This window comes from Butyricicoccus pullicaecorum (genome assembly GCF_002160355.1).
GTDB lineage: Bacteria > Bacillota > Clostridia > Oscillospirales > Butyricicoccaceae > Butyricicoccus > Butyricicoccus pullicaecorum.
On record NZ_NFKK01000005.1, the window covers coordinates 142,139 to 167,613 of the forward strand.

31 protein-coding genes are annotated in these 25,475 nt (G+C 53.6%); 17 read left to right on the forward strand and 14 right to left on the reverse strand.

Annotated elements, in window-relative coordinates; all coding sequences use genetic code 11:
* Window positions 1-8: 8 nt before the first annotated feature.
* The 7 genes from yihA (at window position 9) to B5F17_RS06450 (ending at window position 7,279) form a co-directional block, all read left to right on the forward strand.
* Window positions 9-614 (forward strand): ribosome biogenesis GTP-binding protein YihA/YsxC, encoded by a 606-nt coding sequence (gene yihA, locus B5F17_RS06420; protein WP_087372053.1) that lies wholly within the window; start codon window positions 9-11, stop codon window positions 612-614.
* Between the two features lie 651 nt (window positions 615-1,265).
* Window positions 1,266-2,420 (forward strand): BMP family ABC transporter substrate-binding protein, encoded by a 1,155-nt coding sequence (locus tag B5F17_RS06425; protein WP_016146898.1) that lies wholly within the window; start codon window positions 1,266-1,268, stop codon window positions 2,418-2,420.
* Window positions 2,421-2,531: 111 nt separating this feature from the next.
* Window positions 2,532-4,049: an ABC transporter ATP-binding protein gene (locus B5F17_RS06430; protein WP_016146897.1), complete on the forward strand. Its 1,518-nt coding sequence runs from the start codon at window positions 2,532-2,534 to the stop codon at window positions 4,047-4,049.
* A complete protein-coding gene (locus tag B5F17_RS06435) occupies window positions 4,046-5,119 on the forward strand; it encodes an ABC transporter permease (RefSeq protein ID WP_016146896.1) in 1,074 nt (357 codons plus the stop codon). Before B5F17_RS06430 ends, B5F17_RS06435 begins: the two co-directional genes overlap by 4 nt.
* Window positions 5,120-5,122: 3 nt before the next feature.
* Window positions 5,123-6,079, forward strand: a complete 957-nt coding sequence (locus B5F17_RS06440; RefSeq protein WP_087372056.1) for an ABC transporter permease — start codon at window positions 5,123-5,125, stop codon at window positions 6,077-6,079.
* 386 nt (window positions 6,080-6,465) lie between these two features.
* Window positions 6,466-6,858 (forward strand): TFIIB-type zinc ribbon-containing protein, encoded by a 393-nt coding sequence (locus tag B5F17_RS06445; RefSeq protein WP_087372059.1) that lies wholly within the window; start codon window positions 6,466-6,468, stop codon window positions 6,856-6,858.
* 97 nt (window positions 6,859-6,955) lie between these two features.
* Window positions 6,956-7,279, forward strand: coding sequence for an SCP2 sterol-binding domain-containing protein (locus B5F17_RS06450; protein ID WP_087372062.1), 324 nt, complete (start codon window positions 6,956-6,958; stop codon window positions 7,277-7,279).
* Window positions 7,280-7,476: 197 nt separating this feature from the next.
* On the opposite strand, the gene B5F17_RS06455 is transcribed toward B5F17_RS06450, so the two are convergent.
* Window positions 7,477-8,031 (reverse strand): tRNA 5-(aminomethyl)-2-thiouridylate-methyltransferase MnmM, encoded by a 555-nt coding sequence (locus B5F17_RS06455; RefSeq protein ID WP_087372065.1) that lies wholly within the window; start codon window positions 8,029-8,031, stop codon window positions 7,477-7,479.
* A gap of 128 nt (window positions 8,032-8,159) precedes the next feature.
* Here B5F17_RS06455 and B5F17_RS06460 point away from each other — a divergent pair, with 128 nt between their 5' ends.
* A complete protein-coding gene (locus tag B5F17_RS06460; RefSeq protein ID WP_087372068.1) occupies window positions 8,160-9,356 on the forward strand; it encodes a pyridoxal phosphate-dependent aminotransferase in 1,197 nt (398 codons plus the stop codon).
* Window positions 9,357-9,745: 389 nt separating this feature from the next.
* Here B5F17_RS06460 and B5F17_RS06465 read toward each other — a convergent pair whose 3' ends face one another.
* From B5F17_RS06465 to B5F17_RS06475, 3 genes are read right to left on the reverse strand one after another with little or no spacing between them, the layout of a single operon-like run.
* The gene (locus tag B5F17_RS06465) at window positions 9,746-10,405 is read right to left on the reverse strand and encodes an ABC-2 transporter permease (RefSeq protein ID WP_087372070.1); all 660 of its coding nucleotides are present in this window, start codon (window positions 10,403-10,405) and stop codon (window positions 9,746-9,748) included.
* 3 nt (window positions 10,406-10,408) lie between these two features.
* On the reverse strand, window positions 10,409-11,239 hold the full coding sequence (locus tag B5F17_RS06470) for an ABC transporter ATP-binding protein (RefSeq protein ID WP_087372073.1): 831 nt from the start codon (window positions 11,237-11,239) through the stop codon (window positions 10,409-10,411).
* A 2-nt stretch (window positions 11,240-11,241) separates the two neighbouring features.
* Entirely contained in the window at window positions 11,242-11,616 is a 375-nt protein-coding gene (locus B5F17_RS06475) for a GntR family transcriptional regulator (RefSeq protein WP_016146888.1), read from the reverse strand.
* Between the two features lie 617 nt (window positions 11,617-12,233).
* Between B5F17_RS06475 and B5F17_RS06480 the strand changes: the two genes are divergently transcribed.
* Window positions 12,234-13,568 carry an MATE family efflux transporter gene (locus B5F17_RS06480; protein WP_087372076.1) on the forward strand — a complete coding sequence of 445 codons (1,335 nt, stop codon included), beginning with the start codon at window positions 12,234-12,236 and terminating at the stop codon, window positions 13,566-13,568.
* A 37-nt stretch (window positions 13,569-13,605) separates the two neighbouring features.
* On the opposite strand, the gene B5F17_RS06485 is transcribed toward B5F17_RS06480, so the two are convergent.
* The 6 genes from B5F17_RS06485 to B5F17_RS06510 form a co-directional block, all read right to left on the reverse strand.
* The gene (locus B5F17_RS06485) at window positions 13,606-14,457 is read right to left on the reverse strand and encodes a tyrosine-type recombinase/integrase (RefSeq protein WP_162608105.1); all 852 of its coding nucleotides are present in this window, start codon (window positions 14,455-14,457) and stop codon (window positions 13,606-13,608) included.
* Window positions 14,458-14,546: 89 nt separating this feature from the next.
* Window positions 14,547-15,110, reverse strand: a complete 564-nt coding sequence (locus B5F17_RS06490) for a Uma2 family endonuclease (protein WP_087372082.1) — start codon at window positions 15,108-15,110, stop codon at window positions 14,547-14,549.
* 17 nt (window positions 15,111-15,127) lie between these two features.
* Window positions 15,128-16,318, reverse strand: a complete 1,191-nt coding sequence (locus B5F17_RS06495; RefSeq protein WP_087372085.1) for a type I restriction endonuclease — start codon at window positions 16,316-16,318, stop codon at window positions 15,128-15,130.
* A 77-nt stretch (window positions 16,319-16,395) separates the two neighbouring features.
* Window positions 16,396-17,235, reverse strand: a complete 840-nt coding sequence (locus B5F17_RS06500) for a hypothetical protein (RefSeq protein ID WP_087372087.1) — start codon at window positions 17,233-17,235, stop codon at window positions 16,396-16,398.
* A 44-nt stretch (window positions 17,236-17,279) separates the two neighbouring features.
* On the reverse strand, window positions 17,280-17,696 hold the full coding sequence (locus B5F17_RS06505; RefSeq protein WP_162608106.1) for an ImmA/IrrE family metallo-endopeptidase: 417 nt from the start codon (window positions 17,694-17,696) through the stop codon (window positions 17,280-17,282).
* The gene (locus B5F17_RS06510; RefSeq protein ID WP_087372093.1) at window positions 17,693-18,040 is read right to left on the reverse strand and encodes a helix-turn-helix domain-containing protein; all 348 of its coding nucleotides are present in this window, start codon (window positions 18,038-18,040) and stop codon (window positions 17,693-17,695) included. Before B5F17_RS06510 ends, B5F17_RS06505 begins: the two co-directional genes overlap by 4 nt.
* Window positions 18,041-18,133: 93 nt before the next feature.
* On the opposite strand from B5F17_RS06510, the gene B5F17_RS06515 reads away from it, so the two are divergent.
* Together B5F17_RS06515 and B5F17_RS06520 are read left to right on the forward strand one after the other, a co-directional pair.
* A complete protein-coding gene (locus tag B5F17_RS06515; RefSeq protein ID WP_162608107.1) occupies window positions 18,134-18,394 on the forward strand; it encodes a helix-turn-helix domain-containing protein in 261 nt (86 codons plus the stop codon).
* The gene (locus B5F17_RS06520; protein ID WP_087372098.1) at window positions 18,391-18,579 is read left to right on the forward strand and encodes a hypothetical protein; all 189 of its coding nucleotides are present in this window, start codon (window positions 18,391-18,393) and stop codon (window positions 18,577-18,579) included. The genes B5F17_RS06515 and B5F17_RS06520 overlap by 4 nt, the downstream gene beginning before the upstream one ends.
* Here the strand turns inward: B5F17_RS06520 and B5F17_RS06525 are convergent.
* The gene (locus B5F17_RS06525; RefSeq protein WP_087372101.1) at window positions 18,567-19,214 is read right to left on the reverse strand and encodes a DUF4145 domain-containing protein; all 648 of its coding nucleotides are present in this window, start codon (window positions 19,212-19,214) and stop codon (window positions 18,567-18,569) included. The genes B5F17_RS06520 and B5F17_RS06525 overlap by 13 nt on opposite strands.
* A 67-nt stretch (window positions 19,215-19,281) precedes the next feature.
* Here B5F17_RS06525 and B5F17_RS06530 point away from each other — a divergent pair, with 67 nt between their 5' ends.
* Together B5F17_RS06530 and B5F17_RS06535 are read left to right on the forward strand one after the other, a co-directional pair.
* A complete protein-coding gene (locus B5F17_RS06530; protein ID WP_087372104.1) occupies window positions 19,282-19,545 on the forward strand; it encodes a hypothetical protein in 264 nt (87 codons plus the stop codon).
* A 7-nt stretch (window positions 19,546-19,552) separates the two neighbouring features.
* Window positions 19,553-20,020, forward strand: a complete 468-nt coding sequence (locus B5F17_RS06535) for a helix-turn-helix domain-containing protein (RefSeq protein WP_087372106.1) — start codon at window positions 19,553-19,555, stop codon at window positions 20,018-20,020.
* A gap of 147 nt (window positions 20,021-20,167) precedes the next feature.
* Here B5F17_RS06535 and B5F17_RS14820 read toward each other — a convergent pair whose 3' ends face one another.
* Window positions 20,168-20,446 (reverse strand): hypothetical protein, encoded by a 279-nt coding sequence (locus B5F17_RS14820; RefSeq protein ID WP_162608108.1) that lies wholly within the window; start codon window positions 20,444-20,446, stop codon window positions 20,168-20,170.
* A gap of 31 nt (window positions 20,447-20,477) precedes the next feature.
* Between B5F17_RS14820 and B5F17_RS06540 the strand changes: the two genes are divergently transcribed.
* The 3 genes from B5F17_RS06540 to B5F17_RS06550 are packed head-to-tail and all read left to right on the forward strand — an operon-like array spanning window position 20,478 to window position 22,808.
* Window positions 20,478-21,188 carry a hypothetical protein gene (locus B5F17_RS06540; RefSeq protein ID WP_143287697.1) on the forward strand — a complete coding sequence of 237 codons (711 nt, stop codon included), beginning with the start codon at window positions 20,478-20,480 and terminating at the stop codon, window positions 21,186-21,188.
* The gene (locus B5F17_RS06545; RefSeq protein ID WP_087372111.1) at window positions 21,185-22,591 is read left to right on the forward strand and encodes a replicative DNA helicase; all 1,407 of its coding nucleotides are present in this window, start codon (window positions 21,185-21,187) and stop codon (window positions 22,589-22,591) included. The genes B5F17_RS06540 and B5F17_RS06545 overlap by 4 nt, the downstream gene beginning before the upstream one ends.
* Window positions 22,569-22,808, forward strand: coding sequence for a hypothetical protein (locus tag B5F17_RS06550; protein WP_087372113.1), 240 nt, complete (start codon window positions 22,569-22,571; stop codon window positions 22,806-22,808). The genes B5F17_RS06545 and B5F17_RS06550 overlap by 23 nt, the downstream gene beginning before the upstream one ends.
* Here the strand turns inward: B5F17_RS06550 and B5F17_RS06555 are convergent.
* Window positions 22,805-24,160: an S-layer homology domain-containing protein gene (locus tag B5F17_RS06555; protein ID WP_087372116.1), complete on the reverse strand. Its 1,356-nt coding sequence runs from the start codon at window positions 24,158-24,160 to the stop codon at window positions 22,805-22,807. The genes B5F17_RS06550 and B5F17_RS06555 overlap by 4 nt on opposite strands.
* Window positions 24,161-24,361: 201 nt before the next feature.
* On the opposite strand from B5F17_RS06555, the gene B5F17_RS06560 reads away from it, so the two are divergent.
* Window positions 24,362-24,796 (forward strand): single-stranded DNA-binding protein, encoded by a 435-nt coding sequence (locus B5F17_RS06560; RefSeq protein ID WP_087372119.1) that lies wholly within the window; start codon window positions 24,362-24,364, stop codon window positions 24,794-24,796.
* A gap of 83 nt (window positions 24,797-24,879) precedes the next feature.
* Here the strand turns inward: B5F17_RS06560 and B5F17_RS06565 are convergent, their stop codons facing one another.
* Window positions 24,880-25,341 (reverse strand): hypothetical protein, encoded by a 462-nt coding sequence (locus tag B5F17_RS06565; protein ID WP_087372122.1) that lies wholly within the window; start codon window positions 25,339-25,341, stop codon window positions 24,880-24,882.
* Window positions 25,342-25,475 lie beyond the last annotated feature (134 nt).

Genomic DNA, 25,475 nt, shown 5'->3' on the forward strand with positions numbered 1-25,475 from the left:
GGGACACTATGCTCAATCTGCACAATGCTGAGTTTATTCGCTCGGCGGTCAAAACCGCTGACTTTCCCGCCGACGGCCTGCCCCAGATCGTTTTCGCCGGTAAGTCCAACGTCGGTAAATCGTCGACCATTAACAAGATTCTGAACCGCCGCAACTTCGCTCGCGTCGGCGGTCAGCCCGGTAAGACCATTCACATTAACTTTTTCTCCATCGATAAACAGGCCTATTTTGTCGATCTGCCCGGTTACGGCTACGCGAAGGTATCCAAAACCGAGCGCGATCGCTGGGCTGGTCTGCTCGAGACCTATTTCACTTCCGGCCTGATCACCCTCGGCCTGCAAATCGTGGATATTCGCCATAAACCCACCGCGGACGATAAAACCATGGCCGATTGCTTCTTAGGCACCGGTCAGCCCTTCGCCGTCATCGCGAATAAGTGGGATAAGATCAAGAAGAGCGAACTCGAGGGCAATGTCGCACGCATCCGCGAGACCTTGCTGCTGCCCGAGGAAGTCCCGGTCATCCCGTTCTCGGCAGAGAAGGGAACTGGCCGCGATGAAATTCTGACACTGATCGAGGAACATATCGCCGCATTCACTCCCGAAGCGGAATAAATCCCGCCCGCAGGCGACAAGCGGGTCCGGGTCTGCGACCCGGCGCGGTCCAGCCGCGCAGGCTGGCCGCCGTCCGCAGACGGCGGAATTCCCCTTTGATTCCCGGTGTCCGTCCCGGGAATCAACCAAAAAATGAACCCAATCGCTCGCCGCAGCGAGCGAAATCCCCGGCGCACAAAGTGCGCTCATAAGACCCAACCTGCCGGATTGGGTCTTTTTTCTTTGCCTCGGCACCTGCACACTTCCTCCGCAACCACACCCAGCATACATTTCGAGACACCTCGCAAACCTGTTTCCATGCTTCTCGTATTGCCTTAAACCCGCCTGTCGCAAACGTAAAAAAATCATCATAAATTTTGTATAAAATGTAAAATTTTTATGTCGCCTAATAGACCAAAAACCCTGAAAATTTGAGGTAAAAAGAACGAAATTTGCAACTTTTTTGATTTGGTCAAATGGTAAAAACGAAGAAAATCGCAAAAAACCTTGACAAAAACCCTCTTTTTCATTATACTTACTTTCGTAAGGAAGATATGGTCGCCCGACCCGGTCGCCCCACCAGAGCAAAGCCTGTGTTTTGCTCTATTTTTATGGCGCTGCCGCGTCGTACGCACCAGTCTCACAACCGAATATTAGGAGGATACAAAGAGCATGAAGAGATTTCTGAGTGCAGTACTCGCAGGCGTTATGGCTCTGTCGCTCATGGCAGGCTGCTCGTCCGGCGGGGAGGAAACCACCACCACCGAGTCCGGCAACGACACCACCGCTGAATCCACCGGCCTGTTCCCGGCAGTTGCCAAGGAAGACCTCAAGGTCGGCGTCGTTCACATCACCGACCCTGCTGAGGGTACTGGCTACACTTACACCCATGATCTCGGCATCCAGGGCATGCAGAAGAACCTCGGCCTGGACGACAGCCAGATCATCCGCAAGAACAACGTCGACGACACCGACGCAACCGCAATCCGCACCGCACTCGAGGAGTGTGTTGAGGAAGGCTGCCAGATCGTCTTCGCAACCTCTTGGGGCTACATGGACTACGTTGAAGAGATCGCTGAGGAGTACCCGGACGTTCTGTTCGCACACGGCACCGGCTACAAGTCCAACGGCAAGAACTTCATCAACTACTTCGGTAAGATCAACCAGGCTCGTTACCTGTCCGGTATCGCTGCTGGTATGAAGACCACTTCCAATAAGATCGGTTACGTTGCCGCTCAGAACAACGAGAACGGCGAGGTTACCTCTGGTATCGACGCATTCGCTATGGGCGTTGAGTCTGTAAATCCGGACGCTAAGGTTTACGTCAAGGTTACCGGCTCTTGGTTCGACCCCGAGGGCGAGGGCCAGGCTGCTAAGTCCCTGATCGATATGGGCTGCGACGTGATCGCACAGCACTGCGATACCGCAAACCCGGCAACCGAGGCTGAGAAGGCTGGCGTATTCGCAGTTGGCTACAACTCCGACATGGCTCAGAAGGCTCCGGGCGCAACCCTGACCTCTGTTATGTGGGATTGGTCGGTATTCTACACCGAGGCTGTTCAGAAGGTTATCGACGGCACTTGGGACGGCCAGAACTACTTCGGTTCCATGCAGGACGGTCTGGTAACTCTGGCTCCGTGCTCTGACCTGTGCGCTGAGGGCACCGCAGAGAAGATCAAGGAAGTTCAGGACAAGATCATCTCCGGCGAGTGGGATATCTTCGACGGCACCACCGAGTACGAGGACAACCAGGGTCAGACCCACACCCTCAAGGCTGAGGATTACGGCACCTGCAACTGGTACTACAAGAACGTAGAAGTCGCTTAAAGCCAAACGGCTGGACGGCGAAAATCGAATATTTGCCTTAGGCGTAGAGGGGCGGTCAAACATTACTTTGGCCGCCCTTTTTGCCAGGAAAACAGACAGAAAGGGGAAGCTATGGCAAACAACGGATATGCCATCGAATGCCGCGGTATTACGAAAACATTCGGCACGGTGGTCGCAAACGACGGGGTAGACCTGACCGTTCGCTACGGCGAGGTGCTCGCACTTTTGGGTGAGAACGGTTCGGGCAAAACGACTCTCATGAATATGCTCTCGGGTATTTATCACCCGGATGCCGGTACAATCAAAATCGCAGGGCAGGAGGTATCTATTTCCTCACCCGAGGACGCAATGGCGCTTGGCATCGGCATGATCCACCAGCACTTCAAGCTGGTCGATGTGTTCACCGCTGCGGAGAATATCGCGGTCGGCACCCCGGGCAAGCGCCTGTCCGCACGCGTTATGCGCGAAAAAGTCTGCCAGATCAGCCGCTCGATCGGTCTGGACATCGATCCCGACCGCCGCGCCTTTGAAATGTCGGTCTCGGAGAAGCAGACCGTCGAAATCCTCAAGGTGCTCTATCGCGGCCAGCGCATCCTGATTCTGGACGAGCCCACCGCCGTCCTGACCCCGCAGGAGACCGAGCGCCTGTTTGACATCCTGCGCTCCATGCGCGAGCAGGGCTGCGCGATCATCATCATTACCCATAAGCTCAATGAGGTTATGGCCATTTCCGACCGCGTCACCATCCTGCGAAAGGGTAAGTACATCGACACGGTCAACACGTCGGAGACCAACGAGAAGCAGCTCACCGAGCTGATGGTTGGCCGTCCGGTTTCGCTCGAGATCGAGCGTCCCGACCCGGTCGATCCCCAGTCCATCCTCAAGATCGTTGACCTGACCGTGCGCAAGCCCGACGGCACCATCGCCATCAATGACGCGAGCTTCGAGGTGCGCACCGGTGAGATTCTGGGTGTCGCTGGTATCGCAGGTTCCGGTCAGAAGGAGCTGTGCGAGACCATCGCCGGTCTGTGCCCGGCAGAGAAGGGCGCCATCCTGTACAAGAAGGAAAACCTCATCGGAAAGTCGCCCCGTGAGATCATCCGTCTGGGCGTTCACCTGGGCTTCGTTCCCGAGGATCGTCTGGGCATGGGTCTGGTTGCGTCCATGGGCATGGTAGGCAACATGATGCTCAAGACCTACGACGCAAACCCCGGCCCCTTCGTCGACCCGGCACCGGCACGCGCACGCGCAGAGGAGCTGGTCGAGCGCCTGGAGATCGTTACCCCGTCGGTTGACACACCGGTACGTATGATGTCGGGCGGTAACGTACAGAAGGTTCTGCTTGGCCGTGAGATCGAGTCTAACCCGCAGGTGCTGATCACCGCGTATCCGGTACGTGGTCTGGATATCAACTCGTCCTACACGGTCTACGACCTGCTCAACGAGCAGAAGCGCAAGGGTGTCGCTGTGGTCTTCATCGGTGAGGACCTCGACGTGCTGATGGCACTGTCCGACCGCATCATGGTCATGTGCCACGGCGCAGTCACCGGCATCGTGGACGGCCGCACGGCAACCAAGGACGATATTGCGCGCCTGATGGTCGGCGCAGGAGAGGAGGTACAGGCATGATTCGTATTGTCAAGACCAAAGAGAAATCCAAAAAGCAGCAGATGCTTCTGCGTCTGGCAGCTTTTGTGCTGGCACTGTGTGCGGGTGGCCTGTTCCTGCTTGTGCTGGGCAACAATCCCTTTGCCATTTACGGCACCATCCTGTCGGGTGCGTTTCGCTCGGAGATGGCGATTCAGGCAACCATTAAAATTATGATTCCGCTGCTGATCGCCTCGCTCGGCGTCATGCTCGCCTTCAAGATGAAGTTCTGGAACATCGGCGGTGAGGGTCAGCTCATCATGGGCGGCGTGTTTGCCTCCTATTTCGCCCTCTTTCACGCAGACTGGCCGGGCTTCATCCTGTTCCCGGTCATGTTCATCGCCGGTATCATCGGCGGTGGTATCTGGGCACTCATTCCAGCCTTCTTCAAGGTCAAATTCGGCACCAACGAGACGCTGTTCACGCTGATGCTCAACTATATCGCACTCTATCTGGTCAGCTGGCTCCAGGAAGACCCCTGGCGCGACCCGGCGGCCAACGGTTTCCCCAAGATTGCAAGCTTTGACAAGAGCGCGGTTCTGCCCAAGCTGTTCGGCGTACAGATCGGCTGGGTCATCGCACTCATTCTGGTCGCTGTCCTCTTCGTCTACCTGCGCTACACCAAGCAGGGTTATGAGATCTCGGTTGTCGGTGAGAGTCGTGCAACCGCAACCTATGCAGGTATGAACGTACAGAAGATCATCCTGCGCACCATGTTCCTGTCCGGTGCAGTTGCTGGTATCGCGGGCATGGTACAGGTTACCGGTTCCGACCGCACGCTGACCACCGGCGTTGCAGGCGGTGTCGGCTTTACCGCAATCATCGTCGCATGGCTTGCACAGCTCAACCCGGTGTCCAGCCTGATTATCGCGTTCCTGTTCTCGGTTCTGGAGAAGGGCTCCTCGGTCGTACAGTCCCAGTTCGGCCTGTCCACCGACTGCGCAGACGTACTGCAGGGTATCATCCTGTTCTTCGTCCTGGGCTGTGAGTTCTTCATCCGCTATAAGTTCGTCCGCGACAAAAAACAGTCCGCAGCAGAAGGAGGCAAATAAGCGATGGAAATGTTCTTGAAATTTTTAGTCGCAGCAGTCGCCGCAAGTATTCCGCTGCTGTTTGGTACGGTCGGTGAGATCCTGTGCGAGAAGGTCGGTCACCTGAACCTCGGCGTTGAGGGTCTGATGTCCATTGGCGCGTGCGCGGGCTTCATGGTCGGTATGCAGACCGACTCTTTTGTCCTCGCACTCATTGCAGCCTTTGTCGCTGGTGTGCTCGCTGCACTCATTTACGCCGTCCTGACCGTCACGTTCCTGGCCGATCAGAACGTATCCGGCCTGACGCTGACCATCTTCGGTATCGGTCTGGCAAACTTCATCGGTATCTACATGCTCGGTGCCTCGGAAAACGGCACGCTCAAGCTGCCCGAGGGCATCACCGCGCAGATGAACAACATCCACATTCCCGGTTTGAGCGATATTCCGGTTGTGGGTCAGCTCATCTTCTCGTACAGCCCCTTTGTTTATCTGGGTGTTGTCATCGCCATTCTGGCTGGCCTGTTCCTCAAAAAGACCAAGCTCGGCCTGAACGTACAGGCGATCGGTCATAACCCCGCAGCGGCTGACGCGGCCGGCATCAACGTCACCCGTTGGAAGTATGTCATGATCCTGCTCGGCGGCGGTATCTGCGGCATCGGCGGCGCATACTGCGCCATGATTATTAACAGCGGTGTCTGGATCTCCAATAACGTTGGCGGTCTGGGCTGGATTGCCGTTGCACTGGTTATCTTTGCAAAGTGGAATCCCTGGCTGTCCATTCTGGGCTCGTTCGTATTCGGCGCACTGCGCGTCCTCAAGTATTACATGCCCCAGTCGGTCGTCAACCTGCCTACCGCGTTCTATGACATGCTGCCGTTCCTGATTACCGCAATCATTCTGGTCATCAGCTCCATTCGTAAGAAGCGTGATCTGAATATCCCGGGTTCGCTGGGCGTCAATTACTTCCGCGAGGAACGCTAATCAAAGCACCGCACCCCTAACTGAAAGTTTCGCCAGCCTTTTCAAAGGCTGCGGGTTCTCAGGGCAGCGCCCTGAGCCGTGACCCGCAGGTCACGGAATCCCCCTTTTTGAAACCCGGAACCCATTCCGGGTTTCAACCAAAACAAACCCCAAGCGCGTCCGCAGACGCGCAATCCTCCCTTTTACCCGTCTCACACACTTACAAAACCGTCCCAATCTGGGACGGTTTTTGCATTTTCACCCCGATTTCACAGCCTTTTCGCAAAAAACTGCAAACACCATATTACTAAAATTTAACCAGTTTGTGAACTTTTCTCGACACACATTGAACCCCTCGCACTCTTCGCGTATAATAATAGTAATCTAAAGTTAAGGTGGCTTTTACTATGTTCGATTTTTTGCGTCGCCTGATGTATGGCCGTTATGGAAGCGATGCGCTCAATCAGTTCCTGATGGTTATTGCCCTGGTGCTGCTCATCCCTTGGTTCTTTACCCACTGGGCAATTTTCTCCATCCTCATTCTTGCCCTTATTATTCTCATCTACTGCCGCATGTTCTCGCGCAATATCTATAAGCGGTCGGCGGAAAACCAGAAGTTTCTCGCTTGGTTTACGCCTATCCAGCGCAAATTAGCCGGTCGGAAGATGCAGATGCAGGACAAGGCGCATCGGTATTACAAATGCCCGTCCTGCGGCCGCACGCTTCGCGTACCGCGCGGCAGAGGTCGTATTGAGATCACCTGTCCGCACTGTAAACGCAAGTTTACCAAGAAAACATAAGTTTTGCGACATAAAATTCTTGCTCTTTTTGGGATTTTGCGCGATAATGGAATAAGATATAAAAAACGCGACAAGATTCAAGGAGAGAGGGAGAACCATGACACTCGAACAACTGACTGCAAAGACGTACAAGAAGCTCAAAGATCAGGATTTCGGCGGCGGAGAAGGCCGTCAGCTGGCGATTCAGGTCGACCTGACCGGCAAGATCGGCGGCGTGTTTTACATCGAGGTAAAGGACAGCTGCGTTTCGGTGATGCCGTATGAGTATCTGGACAGAGACGCGATTCTGGCTGTGACGATGACGAATTTTGATCGTATGCTGACGGGCAAGCTGGACGTTAAGCAGGCATATGTGGACGGCAAGCTCAAGATTGAGGGCGACGTCGAGAAGGTAATGGAGCTTGCACGGCATTTTGGCTGATGGACAAGCACAGGTCAATAAGAAAAGCACGCTTTCGAGCGTGCTTTTTTGTTATTTGTTTTAAATTGAAACCCGGGGCGGACACCGGGTTTCAAAAGGGGATTTCGCCATCTGCGGATGGCGACTTGAGGCTCTGCCTCAAGACTCCGCAAACCTTTGAAAAGGTTTGATCCAAACTTCAATAAGGGGTGCGGTGCTTAGGCGCGCCAAAGGAACACGGGAATCGGGGGATCATTTTTCCGATTCGCCCAATCGCAGGTCAGCACCGAATATTTATGGTCGTCGATGGTACGGAAATATTCCAGCAATGCGTCGCGCTCTTCGTAACCGTTCGCACCGCCGTAGTACAGCGACAGACTCATCACGCCGCCGGGTTTAAGCAGGCTGAGGCCGGTTTCCACTGCCTGAATGGAGGCATCCGGGGTGGTGAAGATGTTCGGGTCACCACCGGGCAGGCGGCCAAAGTTGAACACGATGCAGTCGATGCTCTCGGGTGGGACGTACTGCGCCATATTGACGTGTGAGTCCAGAATAACCTCAGCTGACAGGCCGCGGGACGCGAGCAGGGCATTGGTCTGATCGATGGCGCTTTGCTGGATGTCGAATGCCCAGACGTGACCGGAAGACCCAGCGAGTTCACATAATAAAGCGGTATCGCGTCCGCGTCCGGCGGTGGCATCGATGCAGTGCGCACCAGGCTGAACGTGACGGCGGATGAAGTCGTGGGCGAGGGATAGGGTGTTAAGGCCCATATTGCCAAACCTCCTTGTGTTTGCTGAGTCTATTGTATCAGAAGGAATGCGAAGACGCAAATTGACTCTTTCTTTCACGCTGTGCTATAATAAAGTCACATGGACATTTGAGGGAGGTCATGATAGATATGCTCAATGAATCGGTAGTTGCGCTTGGCAAGAAGCGTTCGACCATCCGCGAGCTGTTTGAGTTTGGCAATCAGCGTGCCGCGGTGGTCGGTCGAGAGAATATTCTGGATTTTTCGCTGGGTAATCCCAACGTACCGGCACCGGAGGCGGTCAAACAGGCGATTTTGGACACGCTGGACACCGAAGACCCGGCGGTCACGCATGGCTATACGTCGGCGCAGGGCGCGGACTTCGTGCGTGAGACCATCGCACAGGACTTGAATCGTCGTTTTGGAACACAGTACGGTGGACGCAATCTGTATATGACGGTCGGCGCAGCGGCGGCGCTGTCGATTTGCTTTAAGGCGCTGACCGCATCCTCGGACGATGAATTTCTGGTACTTGCACCCTATTTCCCCGAGTATCTGGTTTTTATCGGAGAGGGCGCAGGCGCAAAGCCGGTCATTGTCCCGGCACGCAATGAGGATTTCCAGATCGACTTCGACGCACTCGACCAGCGCATCAACGAGCACACCAAGGCTGTGGTCGTCAATTCGCCGAATAACCCGTCCGGCGCGGTCTACTCCGAGGACACCGTACGCCGTCTGGCTGAACTGCTCACCCAGCGCTCACAGCAGTACGGTCATCCGATCTATTTGATTTCTGATGAACCGTATCGTGAGCTGGTGTACGATGCCGATACCGTCGTGCCCTTCCTGCCGAAGTATTACGACAATACACTGGTCTGCTATTCCTATTCCAAGTCGCTGTCCCTGCCCGGTGAGCGCATCGGCTATGTGCTAGTGCCCGACAGCGTGCAGGACTTTGCGGACATGTATGCGGCCGTGTGCGGCGCAGGACGTGTCTTGGGCTATGTCAACGCACCCAGCCTGTTCCAGCGCGTCGCGGCCAAGTGCACCGGCCTCACGTCCGATTTGTCGGTCTACAAAAAGAACCGTGATTTGCTCTATGAGGCATTAACGTCTTACGGCTATCAGTGCGTCAAACCGCGTGGTGCGTTCTATATTTTCCCGCAGACCTTGGGTATCGATGATTATAAGTTCTGCGAGATGGCGAAAAAGTATGATCTGCTGGTCGTACCGGGTACTGATTTCGGCGCACCGGGTCATATGCGCATTTCGTATTGCGTCAAGACCGAGACTGTCGAGCGTGCTCTGCCGATCTTCGAGAAACTTGCAAAGGAAGTTCTCGGCTAAAAAAAGCACCGCACCCCTAATTGAAGTTTTCGCCGGCCTTTTTTAAAAGGCCGCAGGTTCTCAGGGCAGCGCCCTGAGTCGCGTCCCGCAGGACGCGAAACCCCCTCTTTGATTCCGGTCTTTGACCGGAATCAACCAAAACAAAAACAAAAGCGCGACCCGCAGGTCGCGCAATTCTTCGCGCACAAAGTGCGCTCATAAAAAGACCGTCCGAAGGGACGGTCTTTTTCTTGTGTATGGATAGATTGAAACCCGGGGCGGACACCGGGTTTCAAGAGGGGAGTTCCGCCGTCTGCGGACGGCGGCTTGAGGCTCTGCCTCAAGGCTCCGCAAGCCTTTCGAGAAAGGCTTGACCGAAAGCTTCATTTTTGGCTGCGGTGGTTAGATTTTCAGTCCACGTCATGTCGATTGACAATGGCAATCGAGATTACAGCGGACAGGACGTTCAGCATCAGCGCGCCGACAATCAGCACCCACATTCGAGGCTGGAAAAAGCCAGCCATGTGTGTAATGATGTTCTGTACAAAGGTCTCGTGAACCGCAATCACATTGCCCTTCATCACAAGAATGGGCAGACCAAGACACAGCAGGAGCAGGGCAGCCATCGAGGCGAAGCGACCGCGCTCCGGACCGAAGCGGAACAAAAAGGGCATCTGAAAGGCCAGAATGGTTAGACCAAGTGTAATCATCAAAATGATTTCACTCCAAGATGTAGGGTCGGTGATGAGGTCGGTGTAGCGATCGATCAGCAGGTAGACCAGACAGGGAACAATGGCAGCGAGGATGCCCAGTCCGGCGAGGATATACTTGCTCAGCACGCCCATGCTGCGCGGGATGGGCAGGCAGGCGGCGTACGCGTTCCAGTGACAGCCCTTGTCGATGGTCATGGCGTTGATGGGCAGCATGATGGACAGCACGGTGATGAAGGCCATGAAGAAGCTGGAATTGCCGGAGAAGATGCCGATAGCGCAGTAGATGACCAGAAAAGCGGCATAGATGCGTAAGGTTCGTTTGAGTGCCAGAATGTCTTTGAGCAGCAGTGCATACATGATTTAACCCTCCTTTCGGGCGAGAAAGAGCAGAATATCGTCCAGCTTGACCGGCTCAAGCGGCAGACTGGAGGGCACGCGGTCGCGCTCGACCAGAGCCTGTGTCTGGAACTGTCCGCGCCGCACGCCGAGGATGGCATCGGGGGCGAGCGACGAAAGCACGGACGGGTCAGCGTGCAGGATGCCCAGCCGTGCGAGCAGGCTGTCCTTTTCCTCAAAGAAAGCGATCTGGCCCTGATGGATGAAGGCGACGTAATCGCAGATTTTCTCCAAATCACTCGTGATGTGGGAGGAAATAAGGATGGAATGGGAGTCATCCTGCATAAAATCATAGAAAATATCCAGAATTTCGTCTCGGATGACCGGGTCGAGACCGCTGGTCGGCTCGTCGAGCAGCAGCAGGCGGCAGTCGTGGGACAGCGCGCAGGCAATGGATAGCTTCATCTGCATGCCGCGCGAGTAGTCTTTGACCGGCTTTTTGCGGGGCAGGTCGAAGCGGGTGAGGTAGTCCTCGAAAGTCTTGTCCGACCAGGTGCGGAAGGAGGCAGACAGGACGCGGCCAATGTCGCGGGCGCTCAGATCACCCGGGAAATGGCAGCTGTCAAAGACCACGCCGACGTGCTCAAGATCGCGGCACCCGTCCTCGCCAAAGACCTGCACACTGCCGCTGTCGGGCATGAGCAGACCCAGAATCAGTTTGATCGTGGTGGACTTTCCCGCACCGTTTTCCCCGATGAAGCCGACCACGCTGCCGGTTGGAACGGTCAGGTCAAGCGGCCCGAGGGTGAAGGCGGGATAACGCTTGGAAATGTTGTGTAAATGGATGGCATCCATAGTTATTCTCCTTTGCAGAGCAGCGAGAGCATTTCGTGCAGCTCGTTTTCGGTCACACCAGCCTGTGCAGCCAGCGCGATGCAGGCGGACAGGTGGGTTTCGATTTGCCGCAGATTTTCCTCTCGAATGAGTTCGGTGTTGGTTTGCGCCACGAAACTGCCTTTTCCGGGCACGGTTTCGACGAATCCCTCGCGTTCGAGTTCCTCGTAGGCGCGTTTTGTGGTAATGAGACTGATGCGCAGGTCTTTTGCCAGCGCACGCATGGACGGCAGTGCATCTCCGGGAGCGAGTTCACCCGACAGAATCATGGCCTTGATCTGTGCGGTGATCTGGTCGTAGATGGGCTGGCCGCTGGTATTGCGGATAATGAGATTCACGGTGCACCTCCACTGTGATTTGCAAATCTAGTGTATATACTCAATATATACAGTTATACACAGTTTGTCAAGAGGGCGGAGAAAAAATAAATGGGGAACTTGTCAGAATAGTACCGCACCCCTAATTGAAGTTTTCGCCGGCCTTTTTCAAAAGGCCGCAGGTTCTCAGGGCAGCGCCCTGAGTCGCGGCTCGCAAGCCGCGAAATCCCCTTTTTGATTCCGGTCAAAGACCGGAATCAACCAAAACGAAAACAAAAGCGCGACCCGCTGGTCGCGCAATTCTTCGCGCACAAAGCGCGCTCATAAAAAGACCGTCCGAAGAGACGGTCTTTTTCCTGTGTATGTCTAGGTTGAAACCCGGGCCGGACACCGGGTTTCAAAGGGGAGTTCCGCCGTCTGCGGACGGCGGCTTGAGGCTCTGCCTCAAGGCTCCGCAAGCCTTTCGAGAAAGGCTTGAGCGAAAGCTTCATTTTTGGCTGCGGTGCAAATTTTTTGGTCTTGCGTCAGGTTCCCCGATGTGTTATAATACCTAAGTCTCAAATGATTATAAAGACATGCACGCCTTCCCGCATTCAACAGGCTGGGAAGGCGATTTTTTTGTGCAGAAAGGGGTAAAAATGAACGAAAAACAAGAATTTATGCGGCGAAAACCGGTGTTTGGACTGCTGATTTCCATGTCCATCCCGGTTGTGCTGTCCATGCTCATTCAGTCGCTCTACAACATTGTCGACAGTATCTGGGTCACTAAACTGGGTACCGATGCACTGACCGCAGTATCTCTGGCTTTTCCATTGCAAAATGCCATCATGTCGGTCGGCGTCGGCATGGGCGTAGGTATCGGCTCGGTCGTATCCATGCACCTTGGCGCAGGTGAGCGCAAACAGGCTGATCGAGCGGCCTCGCTGGGTGTGCTGCTCGTGCTCATCCATTGCGTGATCTTCGTTATCGCGGGTGTGGTGCTCACCCGACCGTTCCTGAGCATGTTCACCGACGATGCACGCACGCTGTCCTGGGCGTGTGATTACACCTACATCGTCATGTGTCTGTCGTTTGGTGAGCTGCTGCAAATGTGCTTTGAAAAGATCTTTCAGGGCATTGGACGCATGAAAACCACCATGGTGCTCATGGCGAGCGGCTGTATCATCAACATCGTGCTCGATCCCATCCTGATTTTCGGCTGGTTTGGTCTGCCTGCGCTCGGTGTGCGCGGTGCGGCCATTGCGACGGTCATCGGACAAATTGTTGCCATGCTGCTCTACGTCGTAATCTTCCTGACTCGCGATGTCGGCGTGCAGATCACGCTGCGCGGCGTGAAACTGGACAAAATCCTGGCAAAGCGTATCTATAATATCGGCATTCCGTCCTCGCTCATGCTCGCGATGCCGTCCGTGCTCACGGGTATCTTAAACGGCATGCTCGCTGCGCTGGGCAGCGTCTATGTCGCCGTGTTCGGTCTTTATTACAAGCTTCAGACCTTTGTCAACATGCCTGCCTGCGGCGTCATTCAGGGCATGCGCCCGATCATCAGCTATAACTACGGTGCGGGTGAGCATGCTCGCGTGCGTCAGACCATTTCGTATAGTCTGCGCATCGTCGCGGTCATTATGATCGTGGGAACGGTGGGTGCACTGTGCTTCCCGGCAGCTATTCTGCGCGTCTTTGATGCCGATGCCGAGCTAATGGCGAGCGGCATAACCGCGCTGCGCATGATTGGTTTGAGTTTTGTGGTGTCCACGGTCGGCGTGGTTGCGTCAGGCGTATTTGAGGCGCTTGGTCAGGGACGCGATTCGCTCGTGATCTCGCTCCTGCGTCAGCTCGTCGTCATCGTTCCGGTCGGCTGGTTGCTCTCCCGTTTTCTGGGCGCTTCGGGCATCTGGCTGGCCTTTCCCATCGCAGAAGCGGTCGGTTTGGTCGTTGCTGTGATTAAACTTCGCAAAGCAAAACTGATTTGACCCCAAAACCATCGGTTTTTACCGGTGGTTTTTCTTTTTAGGTAAAAAAACGCCCTGTGCAGCATGTGCACAGGACGGTGCGCGACTGGGTGAACAGCAGCGCATCCGGGGAGGAGGGAAGCGCGGCGCGCAGATCGTCCATGAGCAGGTCGGGGATGGGAATGGTGCGCACACCCGATGCACTTTTCGGCCCCTTGACCTTGCCTGTCACGGCTTCCAGTGCCGCGTGTACCGACAGACGGCGCTTGTCCAGGTCGATGTCGCGTGCGCGCAACACGATGGCTTCGCCCGGCCGCAGACCACAGTACAGCATGAGCTTGACCCACAGCCCGGCGCGGTGGGTGCGTGCAACATCCAGAATCAGGCGCTCTTCCTCGTCGGTGATTGGCCGGTGTGACGTGCCCGGACGCTCAGGGCGGGGCAGGGTGAGGTGTTCTGCCGGATTGCCCAGAATTAACCCCTCCAGCCGCGCCTGTTCAAAGATGGCGCGCAGCGTGTAGCGCACCTTGGACGCATGCGACGCAGAATAGCAGCTCTGGCGGTTGAGGATGCGCTGTAAGTCGGCGGGCTGCACGTCGCACAGACGCTTGCGGCCCAGACTGGGCGCGATGTGCCGGGTGATATTGGCGCGGTAGTTGAGGTATTGTCCATGCCCGCAGCGCGGCCGCTGGTACTCTTCCAGCCAGCGCACACACCAGTCGGCAGCGTAGGTGTTCTCGGTCGGAATGAGCATACCGGCTTCCAGCATACGCTTCTTTTCAGCGAGTTTGGTAAACAATCCCTTGAGCGTTTTGGAGCGCACAGCATATTTTCTGCCGCGAAAGGTGATGTCTTTGCGGTAGTATCCATCGGCGTTTTTGCGGGGAAGATCGTTTTCTTTGGCAGGCATGACAGGCTCCTTTTTGATAAAATAGAATATTTGTTCGATTACAAGCATGATATTTTTCCCGCCCCGGTGACAGGGCGGGATTTTTTGCGTTATCGGAAGATTTTGGACACGTCCACCGAGAACCCGGGCAGCACGGTCGAGGCGACCGACATACCGGGGGTGAAAATATCCGATGCCCGGAAGGTGCCGCCATCCAGCGTGAACAGCTGCACGGTCTCCTCGAGCGGACTGACCAGCCAATACTCACGCACCCCGGCGCGCTGGTAGGCATTGAACTTTACGATGCGGTCGGCGCGCGCCGTGGAAGGGGACAGGATCTCGAATACCACATCGGGTGCACCCATGCAATACTGGTGGTGCAGCTTGTCCGGGTCGCACACGACGGTGAGATCGGGCACATAAACCGTGTCCACGTCGTCGGCCTTCTGGCTGGACGAGGACGGCAGCAGCACTTCGATCTCCTGGAACGCACGGCAGGGCTTGCCATCAAGAAAGCCGCGCAGGGCAAAGAAAATGTTGCCGGATACCGTCTGATGCTGGATGGATGGACGTGCCTGCATGACGGCTTGACCCTCCCAGAGCTCATAACGCTCCTCGGTCACCCAGGACAGGTAATCTTTGTATGTGTAGTGTTCTTCAAGGGGTAAGGGCATGGGACACCTCCTGACAATTAGACGCGCTGCTTTTTGGGAAAGCGTCGCTTGAGAATAATCTGATAAATCGGGGGATCTTCGCGTTCCAGCGGACGCAGCAGCGTACCGCCGTAGCGGGCAATCACGCTGGTGATGTACCGGCGATAGCTTGCCAGCTCGTAAATATTGGCAACCTGACGGCGGATGGGATTCTTGTCCGCGTCGGGCAGATAGACCAGCTTTTGATTGTCGGACAGTACCAGACGGCACAGCCATTTGCGGGTGTTGTTCTGGTAGAGAATGGCAAAGTAGGAGTCGGTCTTTTTGTATGTAATCGAGTCCAGACTGACGTCATCCTTGAGCAGGTTTTGCAGCTCATAGTATGCGTTCATTTCTTCCTCAGTGGGTTCAGGAGCACTTTCCACGACAGGCGCGGGTTCTTCCTCAGCGGGAGCGGACGCGGGAACAGGTGCGGGTACCTTGCTGGCAGGTGCAGCGGGTGCTACGGGCGCTGCATTTGCCGTAGACAGCGCGGACTTGATCTTGTCGTTCATGGTCTCGCTGATGAATTCCTGCATGGATGCCTTGAGGATCGGACGGAACTTCTCGACAACCGAGTGAGTCATACGACCGTCGTATACGTCCTGCAAAAAGAAGCGCACAAATTCATCCGAGGGATTTTCAAACTGTTCGGACAGCGTTTCCTTGAACTTTCCGGCATATTTGAGTACAGATGCCGCGTCAAAGATACGGGCGACGCTGAAATTTTCCTTTTTGAACTTTTTCAGCTCCTCGATCTGCGCGTCACGCAGATGCAGCAGGTCGATGTCGAGGAAGGGGAGGGAGTCCATGAGGTTGGCTTCTTCCAGATCGGTATAGAAGCGGTAGCGGATGCCGTTGGTCAGGATGGCGAACTTGGCCGAGGTGGTGGAGAAGTAGCGGAAAAGCTGGGAATCATGCTTTTCCAGATTGCGGCCCATCGCCTTGGCCTCGATAATGATGATCGGCTTGCCGTCTTGCAGGATGGCGTAATCGACCTTCTCACCGCGCTTGATGCCTACATCGGCTACAAATTCCGGGACAAACTCGGTGGGGTCAAAAATATCGTAGCCGAGCAGGTGGAAAAACGGAAGGATGACCGAGGTCTTGGTCGCCTCTTCGGTCGTGATGGAGTCCTTAAAGCCAGAGATCTTCTTTACAAATTGCTGTAATTGATCGATGAAATCCATTCAAAATCCCCCTTATCTAGTGCTCAGATTGGACAAAAGCTTATTTATGGTCAATGGACAGAGAATTAACCATGGGCTCAAACCTTTTGAACATAGGCGCCGGCAACTACAATAACATTGGTAACGCCACCGCTAACATTATCAAAACTAGAGACCGCAATAGGTAATGCATCTACGCTGATGACATCCTGATTCAGTACATCGGGTAATGCACCATCATAAACTAATTGATAAAAATTATCATCGCTATTAAGAAGGAATACGCAGGTAAGCGTATGACCGATAAAATTTAATTCAACAATCTCACCTACAGTTATATTATCAATATGAATAAGCGCGGAACTATTATTGGCGATAGATTTTCTAAGCATTGGATAAGTAATGGAGTTATCTACTGCATTTTTTATGGAAGAAAGCGTCTCTTGCGTGGTAGCAGGGAAATATTCAGGATGTGCATCTAGATATGCAACAGCATTCTCTGTTAGGGTATATTTGGCAAAGCATCTGTATGAGGCATTAGCAAAAAATTCTCGTTTGGTTGGGGTAAATAATCCATCCGTATATGTTCCAGACTGCTCATAATCTGACGATGCAATAGTACCTTGGCCGTTAAAGGTACCATTTTCAAAGTTTCCGCTATAAGTCCAGGTCTCTCCTTCTGAATTCTGAGATTTAAAAGTACCGTCTCCTGAGGGAACTCCATCGACTAGCGTACCAGAAAAAGTTCCTGTTTGCTCCATTGGTGTTGCATCGATGCCGTTTTTCTCAAAAGACTGAATTGAAATGGTGATTTCTTTGTTTTCAACAGTTTCCGTTACTGGTTGAGCATTTGTAAGATCAGATGCAGAATTTGTGGAGCAACCAGCAAGGGAGAACGTGAGTACAAGTGCCAAAATCCATGTTATTACTTTTTTCATAAAATAACCCCCTAGTGTCCAAATTGGACACATTTTTTATTTTATCAATCCAAGGAATAATCTTTGCGTTCTAAGTAGTATTCAAGCGCGAGATTTATAAACGCCTCGGTGACTGAAAAATACTCAGCCAGCTCCCGAGGCTCGGTGATGCCGTTATGGATAGCCTCGTGCAACTCGTCCCAGGGAACGAGAAATTTCACTGCCCAGACGTTGGCTTTGTATTCATGCTTTTCCCGCGTATAAAGAGGCGTGAGGCGAGAGTAGAATCCCCCATACAGGCAATGTCCAAGCTCATGGGCAATTTTCGTGTTTTCGTCCGCGTAAGACTCGATCCGGTTTGGGTCGATTGCAATTGCACAGCAGCCATTATCATATTCGACAGACAAAGCATCCAGAGAAAAAAGTGGTATCTGATCGACTTCGATATTATGTTCAGCTGCATACAGTCTTGCGGATTTCATATTTTCCCTTGTTTTTTCCATTGCTCCAGCTTAAAGCGTGCGTATGCCTTGACATCTTCCATGATTTCGTCGGTGATTTCTTCATGGGTTCCGAATAAAGCAAACTGGAATTTCTCCAACTCAGCATCTTCCTGCGATCTGTTGGAATCGGAATCCTTTCCAAGAAGATAGTCCACAGATACATCAAAATATTGCGCGATTTTCAACAAAACATCTGGAGAAGGAGTCACTTTTCCAGATTCGTATTTTGCAACTGAAGAAGCATCTAAGTTTAAATAATTTGCTAACTTTGCCTGAGTAACGTGATTTTTTTTGCGAAGTTCACGCAGCTTGTCACCTAACATGGGTTCACCCCCTTTATCTATATCATATTGAATTTAATTCAAGTTGTAAAGATAACTTGAATATATTTCAATAAAATGCTTGACTTATTGAAAATGAATCAATATAATAAAGACATACTTGAATATAAATCAATAAAAGAGCTGATGAACTTGAAAAAAATGCAAGTATTGAGGCGTAAGAACAATCTTACACAGGCAGAGGTCGCGATGGCTCTTGGGGTTTCAGCAAGTTCAGTTGCAAAGTGGGAGACAATAAACACCTGCCCGCGCGCAGAACTGTTGCCCACGCTGGCCGATCTGCTGCATTGTACCATTGACGACCTGTTTGGACGAGGAAAGGAGGAAACTCAGTGAAAGAATTGAATGCTTATTTAGACAAAGATCGTCTCATGATTTCGGTTGAAAATCTGCCCGGCCTTGCTGAGAAGATTTCAAAGATTGAGGGATTGGAAGAAGCACTTCGACAGGCGGTTAAGGACTTGCGAGATTATCAAATCCAAGTTTTGTTGCAGGTAAAATCCGATGATCAGGCTTTCTGAATTTGTTCAATAGCGAGTTGCGAGGCGATTTCTAAATCAATCCATTTGATTACCATTTCAAGGATTTTTTTGAGATCATTCAAATCTTTGTCAGGATGTTTGGAAATGTAATGTGCATGGTCATTGCCAAGCCATGCCACTCGTTCAGCAAGTTGCGAAATAACACGCTTGTCTATGTATTTTTTTATACATTGCGCAAGCGGCATTGCAAGGATTTGCTCATATTCGTCAGGATGAAGTGATACGGCATAATCTTTACAAAGAAATTCCAGAGCACGACGATATCCCATCCCGGCAATAAGATCAAGATGTTCCTGTTCCGCTTTGCAAGATTGAGCATAAACGTCGCAAAAATTGGGGGATAGCTGATGAATATGTTCAGATAATTGAACTGGCTGCACCGTTTCTGGGTAATAAGCTAATATCTCATTGTTGGAATATGTTGCAAAGAAAAACTCTTCACAATGGTTGCAAAAATAAATGGCTGCGGCTACCCCTTCATCCTGATAATGCGCACAACGAACAGGATTAAATGTACCAATCCGATGACACATGGGACAAGCAGGAGGGAGCTCAAATTCCAAAGTTTCAAGATACTCTGCTTGAACATCATAAGAATCAAAATCACGAATCATAAGATCACATCCTTTCGCCTTTATTCTATCACAGGTGAGAGGAAAGTACAAAACGGAGGTGTAACAAATGGCATCTTATAACAGAAAAAGGGAGATCGTGCGCGGCATTGAGAGTCATTTCGGCGGCGCGGGCGCGCTGTGTTTACAGGACGTGGCGCGGTATCTGCACCTGAGTCAGTCGTCAGCGCGGACGTTCTGCCGGGACATTACATGGTTCACATTGGGCAAGAAACGCATGTTTTTGGCCATTGATTTGGCAGATAAGATCATCCGAACCTCGGTAGAAGGCAACCCGGACGATAAGTCTATTGTAGTCCCAAGGTGGAGGTGAGAACAGGATGAAACCGAGCCGTAACATCTACCAAACCGCGCGCGAGCGTGCCGGAATGACGCAGGAAGCGGCATCCGACCGGCTGTACATATCGACCGAGAGCCTGCGCATGTACGAGACCGGCCGCCGCCGTCCGTCGGACGAGATGGTGGTCATGATGGCCGAGCTGTACCGCGACCGTGCGCTGGCATACTGGCACCTCAAAGCTAGTCCCGCCGGTCAGATTCTGCCCGAGGTGAGCGAGCGGTCGCTCGAGCAATGCACCATGCGGCTGTTCCGGCTGCTGCGCAATTTCGCCCGAGAGGGTCGCGTCGAGACGCTGCTGGAGATCGCCGAGGATGGCATCATCGACGACCGTGAACGCCCGATCTATAACAGCATCATGGACGAGCTGCGCGAGATCGTCGCCGCGTCCCTGAGCCTGTCACTGACCGGCGCAGGGCAAGAAAAAACGCCTCACCAGTTGAACCGGTAAGGCGTGTGAGCGTTTGGAATACACTCGATCTAGCAAATTTAGTGTACTCCAAACGAGGGGAAAAGTCAACAAAAAGCCGTAAAATCAGCCGGAAAGGGTGAAAACAAGACCGGCTGGTCGCGGCGTGCCCAAATGCAGGCGGACATGTCAATATGACATGCGCCGGGTGGAATGGCCGGTCAAAATCTGATAAGGTGGAGACAAGAGAGGACAGGAAGCGCGGTGGTTCGCAGGGACGCCTGCCCGAAAGGAGTACAGATGAAAACAGTATGCAAAGTTGCCGCCATCGTGTGTATGGTGGCCATTTTTGGACAAGTCGGTCGGTGTGACACCGGGGATATTGACGTGCTGGCGTGCCTCGCGGGAATTGTCCTGTGGAGCATGCTCGGTGCGCTCTTCCTTGCGCTCACCGGTTGGCTGGAACATGTGAGGTGAGTGTGTGCAATACGCATTTGATATGGATTTAGCCCAGCGTTACGGCGTGCCCGAGGCCATTTTTGTGCATCGCCTGTACTGGTGGGTGCGGGACAATGCGGCCAACGGCAGAAACTATCGCGACGGCCGCTACTGGACGTATGACAGCCTGAACGCCTTGACCAAGATTTTTCCCTGGTGGTCACGTCGGCAGCTGCAAGGCATCATTTCCCGGTGCCGGGAAAAGGGCCTGATTTTGACTGCGGCATACAACAAGAGCCGGGGCGACAGTACGACCTGGTTCACGGTGACTGAAGCTGTCATCCAGGCGTACGCCCCGATCAAATCAGGTGTACCCGAACGGTGCCAGGGGGAGCACGAAACGGTGCCAGGGGTGGCACCAAATGGTGCAACGGGTGGCACGAAACGGTGCCGCCTATATAAGGAACAGTTAGAAGACCAGTTAGAAGACGAGAGAGAGGGCGCACCCGCGCAGGAAGAACCGGCCAAACCGGAAGAAGACGAGTGCAAAGGCTATGGCGAGTTTGGCAATGTCCGACTGACCGACGACGAGATCGCACGCCTGACCGCTCGCTGGACACCGAACCAAGTCGCTGCCGAGATTGAAGCGCTGTCGGCCTATATGGCATCCAAGGGCAAACGATACCGTAACCACTGCGCAACCCTGATCAGCTGGCTCAAGAAGGACTATCCTGACGTACCAGCTGAGAGCAGGAGAGTGAGAAAGCTATGATGAACGATGCTTTGTACTTAGAGGCTGAGCGCACGCTGCTGGGTTCGCTGCTGAACGACCCAGAATGCGCGGCAGAGATATTTCAGACCGTCCGCGCAGATGACTTCCTGCACAGCGATCACCGCGCCATCTTCGAGACTGCGCTGGCGTTGTTTTCCGACGGTTTGAGCATCGCACCGGTCACGGTAGCCGGTCGCATGGGTGGAGACGACGCGCTCAAACTGTGCAAGCAGATCGCACTCGTCACGCCGACCTCAGCAGTCTGGCCGGAATATGCAGCTATCCTGCGCGAGGGCGCGGCGCTTGCCAAGGCAAAGGACAGTCTGGACAAAATGCAGCTTGCGCTGCACCACGGTGACGACCGCAAAGCCTTGCTTGCTCAAGCCGAGGCGCTGGTGGGCGTGCTCAGCGAAAACGACGGCGCAAACCGCCGCAGCACAGCATCCCAGATGGCGCAGCGCTTTTTGAGTCGCCCGACCGGTGTGCGCACGTTCCTGGACTGGGGCTTTGATAAGCTCAACCAGCATATTTTCGCCGAGGGACGTGAGTACATCGTGTTAGCTGCCCGGCCGTCTGTGGGTAAGACCGCTTTTGCATGGCAGCTTGCCTCGTACATCGCCCGCACGCGGCGGATTACGCTGTTCTCGTTCGAGACCGACGAAGATCAGACCATGGATCGCATGATGACCGAGCAATCCTATGTCGATTATGCGGATATTCAGCACTGGGACATCAATCAAGAGCAGATGACTAAGCTGGTGCGCGCGGCGCAGAGATTCGGGCAAAGTAAGCTGGACTATGTAGATGCCGTGGGCATGACCGTCGAGGATATCCGCGCCTATATCGTTCGATACCGGCCAGAGGTAGTGGTCATTGACTATATCGGCCTGATTGAACACCATGACCAACGTCTCAAAGAGTATGACCGGGTGACCGATGTCTCGCGCAAGCTGGCCATGCTATTCCGGCAGCAGGGCGTGATCGGTATTGTGCTGTCGCAGCTCAGTCGTTCGGGTGGCAACCGGGATGTGCCCCAGCTCACTGACCTGCGCTCGTCCGGTCAGATCGAACAAGACGCAGATGTGGTCGCTTTCTTGTACCGCTCCATTGACATCAAGGACGATGATCCCGACCGATTTCGCACGCTGTTCATCGCAAAGAACCGACGCGGCGTGTGCGGGGAGATCGACTTCCTGTTTGACGGTGAGCACCAGCATTTCACGCAGCTCAACACCGACTGGCAGACGATCGAGGTGGACGGGCAACCGACCGCGATCAAGATGGATCGCAGGCTGGCCGCGCAGGAACAAGACCCGAACGAATGGCACGATGTCGAGCTAAACCAGATTCCGTTCCCAGAATTCCAGCAAGGAGGCAAGCATGCGCAAACCCAAAGAATGTAAAATCATCCAGCTGACCTTCAAGCCGGCATCAGGCAGGGGAACGGTGACCGGGCACGTTATCCGATATATCAAAAAAGGCCCTGGGCGCGGCTATGTGGTCGCACAGTACCGCGTCCGGCTCAAAAACGGCAGCTGGTCGCAGCCCATCCGCGAATGCTTCCCAGTTGTGAACGGTAAGATTTTGGATATTATCGGTCGGAAAACTTCTCGAATTTAGACAGTGACATCCTGCAGCACGATGGGGGTGATGTGATACGCGGTATGTCCGAAGAAAGCGCTGCCGCTGACCGTGATCTGCTTGCCAATCATCGACTGCATATTATCCCGGGCAAACTTCAGCTGTACGCGGTCAACCGTGAACGTACCCTCGTCGGACATGGTAAAGGTGTGGGGCGTGTCCAGACGCAGAACGTAGTACGTGAAGGTCCAGCCGTTGGGTGCGGTCTCAGTTTCCTGCGTGAGTACGCCGGTCAGCGTCAGCCGGTCGCCGTCCTTCAGCGTGGTGGACGGCTTGGACTGGCTGTTTTGCGGCTGCACGGCGCGTGTGGAGGGAACCAAGTAGAATGCCTGCTCAGGGGCATCCGTGGGGACAAAGGAGGTCTCGTAGAAGAAGGGCGTGCCTGCGGGCAGTTCTTCCAGAATGGATTCGCCCATCGCTGCGAGGGTCTCGGGGGTAATCAGCTCGAGCGTCGTCTGGAAACCGCCAGAGTACGTCAAAATCATGTGGTTGCCCTCAATGCGGTACTGGGAGGTTTGCGATTTCTGGAACTTGCTCGGGTCGAGGGGAGCGGCGGGGTCAGCGGAGTAGGATACGACCGTTCCGTCCGAGCGGAACTCATAAGCATAGGGAGCCTGGATATTATTCACCCAGTAAACGCTGAAATCGAGTGCGGGAGCCTGCTGCAAGGATACCTGCTGACGCAGATCGGGGTTGACTGCACGGGTGACCAGAGCGGCAACCGCACTACGCTCAATGGAGGCAGAGGGCGTAAAGGTGCCCGCACTGTCATTTCCGGTCAGCACACCGGCGCGGTAGAGACGGTAGATTGCGTCGGCATTTGCAGCGCTCATGGGGACATCCGGGATTGCACCATCGGCAATATCGTTGCGTGCAGCCAGCGCCTCATCGGGCAGAGCTGCCGACAGAGCTGCTGCAAACTGCGCACGGGTTGCAGGTGCGTCGCAGTTGAGCGTATTTGCATTTTTGACAATCCCATTCTGTACGGCATAGTCAACATAGACAGCGTACCAGGGATTGCTTGTCGTGAAGGAGGCTGAGCCGGTATGGTAGATTGCATGTACGCGGCAGACCAGAGCCAGCATTTCCCCCACGGTCAGACGGCCGGACGGGTTGAACTGTCCGGCACCGCTGCCCTGCATCAGACCGAGCTCGTAGGCGGATGCCACATTTTCAGCGTACCATGCATTGGCAGGTACATCGGAAAAAGTTGCGTTTGTGTAGCTCGCCTGCGGGACAAAAGAGTCGAGACCGGCAGCCAAGGCGGTGGGGCTGAGCATCGCGGCGGCAAGTACGGCGGCAAACGAACATTTCACAAGAGGCTGTTTCATGTTTTTTTCTTCCCTTCTTCATCCCTCTTTTTCAAAGAGGAAAAGTAATACTTTGATTCTATCAGATCGCGTATCAGGAATCAAGCGGGGCAGGGAAATGGAAGTGCAAGGAGTATTTTTTTACCGATGTGCATGTCGAGAATAAATGCATGATTTTGTGATGGTTTAACATGGAATTTAAACATATTGGGAGGTATTTGTATGCTTAACAAAACAATTCTGATGGGTCGCCTCGTGCGTGACCCCGAAAGACGCTACACACAAACCAATACTGCGGTTACATCATTTACCCTTGCGATTGATCGTGACCGCAAAGGTGCGAACGGCGAACGGCAGACCGATTTCATCGACTGTATCGCTTGGGGTAAACAGGCTGAGTTTGTCAAACAGTGGTTCACCAAAGGGATGCTTGCCATCGTGGTCGGACGTATCCAGTCACGCGGCTGGGAGGATCGGAACGGCAACAAGCGCGTGTCCATTGAGGTCAATGTGGACGAGATCCAGTTCGGCGAGACCAAGAAGGTCAGAGAGCGTGTGCAAGGTAATGATCCGGTGCCGGAGCTGCCGGAGGCCCACCCGGATGCGCTGAGCGCGGATGATTTCGCACCGCTGGACGACAGCGATGTGCCGTTTTGAGAAGGGGGGCACTATGACCATCCGAGCATATAAAAACAACCGCTTTGTAAGCGGTTGTTTGTCATTTTATAGGAATATAGCTATTATCTCGGATGATAGGGGTCTTGTACGACGCTGTCATAGGGAATGGCAATCGCACAGGGCGCGTGCCAGGAATATTCTTGCTTGCGGATTTCAATACCTTTGTCTGCTAACACTTTCTTGTCATGCTTCCAGGAGCTTTTCCACCATGCCCAGAAATAATAGAGTCCGTTAGACGGATCGGGGCTGGGTTCGTCATCGCAAAGCAAAGTAACCCATTCACCTTCAGGATGATCCTTGGTTTTCAACTTGATGGACATGTTTACGTCTACCCATAGCAGAAAGCCAGAAGGGACAGACGGTACATCCCATAACGGATCGGTGGGAGTTTCAGCGGTAAGTACATTTGCTGGCGGTGCATCTGCATCTTTTTGGGGGGCACTTTTCAGGGCTTCGGGGGATTCGGGATGCAGGGATACATAAGCTGATTCCAAAATGTTTTCGTTTTCCAATTGCTGTGCCATTCTGATTGCTCCTTTCTAAAGTGGTAATTTCATTATACCATCAGAAAATACTTTTATAATGGTGATATTTGTAAAATTTTGTCGATAAATATTATTCCATTAGATTTTATGCATTGTGCCATTGTCTGCAAAAC

Bases quoted from the DNA above. Each gene is read 5' to 3' on its own strand.
- B5F17_RS06535 (WP_087372106.1), top strand. From the start codon at position 19,553: ATGAAACCGAGCCGTAACATCTACCAAACCGCGCGCGAGCGTGCCGGA.
- B5F17_RS06560 (WP_087372119.1), top strand. From the start codon at position 24,362: ATGCTTAACAAAACAATTCTGATGGGTCGCCTCGTGCGTGACCCCGAA.
- B5F17_RS06445 (WP_087372059.1), top strand. From the start codon at position 6,466: ATGTTCGATTTTTTGCGTCGCCTGATGTATGGCCGTTATGGAAGCGAT.
- B5F17_RS06510 (WP_087372093.1), bottom strand. From the start codon at position 18,040: ATGTTAGGTGACAAGCTGCGTGAACTTCGCAAAAAAAATCACGTTACT.
- B5F17_RS06430 (WP_016146897.1), top strand. From the start codon at position 2,532: ATGGCAAACAACGGATATGCCATCGAATGCCGCGGTATTACGAAAACA.
- B5F17_RS06470 (WP_087372073.1), bottom strand. From the start codon at position 11,239: ATGGATGCCATCCATTTACACAACATTTCCAAGCGTTATCCCGCCTTC.
- B5F17_RS06550 (WP_087372113.1), top strand. From the start codon at position 22,569: ATGCGCAAACCCAAAGAATGTAAAATCATCCAGCTGACCTTCAAGCCG.
- B5F17_RS06465 (WP_087372070.1), bottom strand. From the start codon at position 10,405: ATGTATGCACTGCTGCTCAAAGACATTCTGGCACTCAAACGAACCTTA.
- yihA (WP_087372053.1), top strand. From the start codon at position 9: ATGCTCAATCTGCACAATGCTGAGTTTATTCGCTCGGCGGTCAAAACC.
- B5F17_RS06505 (WP_162608106.1), bottom strand. From the start codon at position 17,696: ATGAAATCCGCAAGACTGTATGCAGCTGAACATAATATCGAAGTCGAT.
- B5F17_RS06485 (WP_162608105.1), bottom strand. From the start codon at position 14,457: ATGCCTGCCAAAGAAAACGATCTTCCCCGCAAAAACGCCGATGGATAC.
- B5F17_RS06515 (WP_162608107.1), top strand. From the start codon at position 18,134: ATGAATCAATATAATAAAGACATACTTGAATATAAATCAATAAAAGAG.
- B5F17_RS06540 (WP_143287697.1), top strand. From the start codon at position 20,478: ATGGATTTAGCCCAGCGTTACGGCGTGCCCGAGGCCATTTTTGTGCAT.
- B5F17_RS06455 (WP_087372065.1), bottom strand. From the start codon at position 8,031: ATGGGCCTTAACACCCTATCCCTCGCCCACGACTTCATCCGCCGTCAC.
- B5F17_RS06495 (WP_087372085.1), bottom strand. From the start codon at position 16,318: ATGGATTTCATCGATCAATTACAGCAATTTGTAAAGAAGATCTCTGGC.
- B5F17_RS06425 (WP_016146898.1), top strand. From the start codon at position 1,266: ATGAAGAGATTTCTGAGTGCAGTACTCGCAGGCGTTATGGCTCTGTCG.
- B5F17_RS06435 (WP_016146896.1), top strand. From the start codon at position 4,046: ATGATTCGTATTGTCAAGACCAAAGAGAAATCCAAAAAGCAGCAGATG.
- B5F17_RS06565 (WP_087372122.1), bottom strand. From the start codon at position 25,341: ATGGCACAGCAATTGGAAAACGAAAACATTTTGGAATCAGCTTATGTA.
- B5F17_RS06530 (WP_087372104.1), top strand. From the start codon at position 19,282: ATGGCATCTTATAACAGAAAAAGGGAGATCGTGCGCGGCATTGAGAGT.
- B5F17_RS06500 (WP_087372087.1), bottom strand. From the start codon at position 17,235: ATGAAAAAAGTAATAACATGGATTTTGGCACTTGTACTCACGTTCTCC.
- B5F17_RS14820 (WP_162608108.1), bottom strand. From the start codon at position 20,446: ATGTTCCAGCCAACCGGTGAGCGCAAGGAAGAGCGCACCGAGCATGCT.
- B5F17_RS06490 (WP_087372082.1), bottom strand. From the start codon at position 15,110: ATGCCCTTACCCCTTGAAGAACACTACACATACAAAGATTACCTGTCC.
- B5F17_RS06545 (WP_087372111.1), top strand. From the start codon at position 21,185: ATGATGAACGATGCTTTGTACTTAGAGGCTGAGCGCACGCTGCTGGGT.
- B5F17_RS06480 (WP_087372076.1), top strand. From the start codon at position 12,234: ATGAACGAAAAACAAGAATTTATGCGGCGAAAACCGGTGTTTGGACTG.
- B5F17_RS06460 (WP_087372068.1), top strand. From the start codon at position 8,160: ATGCTCAATGAATCGGTAGTTGCGCTTGGCAAGAAGCGTTCGACCATC.
- B5F17_RS06440 (WP_087372056.1), top strand. From the start codon at position 5,123: ATGGAAATGTTCTTGAAATTTTTAGTCGCAGCAGTCGCCGCAAGTATT.
- B5F17_RS06525 (WP_087372101.1), bottom strand. From the start codon at position 19,214: ATGATTCGTGATTTTGATTCTTATGATGTTCAAGCAGAGTATCTTGAA.
- B5F17_RS06555 (WP_087372116.1), bottom strand. From the start codon at position 24,160: ATGAAACAGCCTCTTGTGAAATGTTCGTTTGCCGCCGTACTTGCCGCC.
- B5F17_RS06450 (WP_087372062.1), top strand. From the start codon at position 6,956: ATGACACTCGAACAACTGACTGCAAAGACGTACAAGAAGCTCAAAGAT.